General features: G+C 57.3%; 1 protein-coding gene. It reads right to left on the reverse strand.

The genetic code is table 11. The features are described from left to right. Positions 1-210: 210 nt before the first annotated feature. Positions 211-456, reverse strand: coding sequence for a hypothetical protein (locus tag NKH35_RS31905; RefSeq protein WP_023673947.1), 246 nt, complete (start codon positions 454-456; stop codon positions 211-213). Between the last annotated feature and the right edge of the window lie 324 nt (positions 457-780).

A 780-nucleotide genomic window follows, 5' to 3' on the forward strand; every position in this document is an offset into this window, starting at 1 on the left:
CCCAAACATCAGGTCGCGGTTATATACAAAAAAGCCGGCCACCTTTCGGCAGCCGGCCAGTGCAAACAAGGAAGGGAACGTTGCACTGATGGGGCAGTGCACCGTCCGAAGCGTTTCCAGGCGACAATGTTCCACCGATGAGAGAACAAAGAAGGCTTCACCGCCAGCGCACATTCCCCTTAGCTGCGCTGTATTGCCAGCGGCTAGTCTCTAAAGGCCTTTAACCAGCCACGGATCGGTGTCGTATCCGAGGCGCGGCTTTTCCGGCGTTCCATCGGCCGGCAATTTGGCGGTTCCGGTCGGCCTGCAGTCCAGTTCGAGCACCTGCTTCTTGGCAGAGTGCTTCGTAGAGCAAAGGTCCGTGGCGTCACTCACCACCACCTTCTTCTCCTTGGCTATAGCGACACCAGTCCCAGCGATCACGATCGCCGCGCAAAACACAGCTACTCTCATCATACTCCCCACCGTTGCTCCTCCCCAAAAATGCTGAGCATGACGTTACGGCACATTTAAATTAGCGCAAGCGAATATTAGCTTGACTAGTCCCCTTCACATCGGCTCTGGTCGCCTCCCCTTGCTGCTGCGCCTTGCGAAACCGGCAGCGCGATATGCTAGGATGGGCGCATGCCTGCTCATGACCGGGCGGCCGCTGTTAACGACTTGAGCTTGACATGGCAGAAGGCTGCAGCCGTCAAGTTTCCCAAGTCGTCGTGGCGATGAACGATCGCGTCGAGGATCGCTTACCAAGCGGCGTTTACTAAGTTCCGCTGGTGCAGCCCT

This window comes from Mesorhizobium sp. M1143, assembly GCF_040318435.1.
In the GTDB taxonomy this organism is placed as follows: domain Bacteria; phylum Pseudomonadota; class Alphaproteobacteria; order Rhizobiales; family Rhizobiaceae; genus Mesorhizobium.

Coding starts and splice junctions, on each gene's coding strand:
- NKH35_RS31905 (WP_023673947.1), bottom strand. CDS start 456: ATGATGAGAGTAGCTGTGTTTTGCGCGGCGATCGTGATCGCTGGGACT.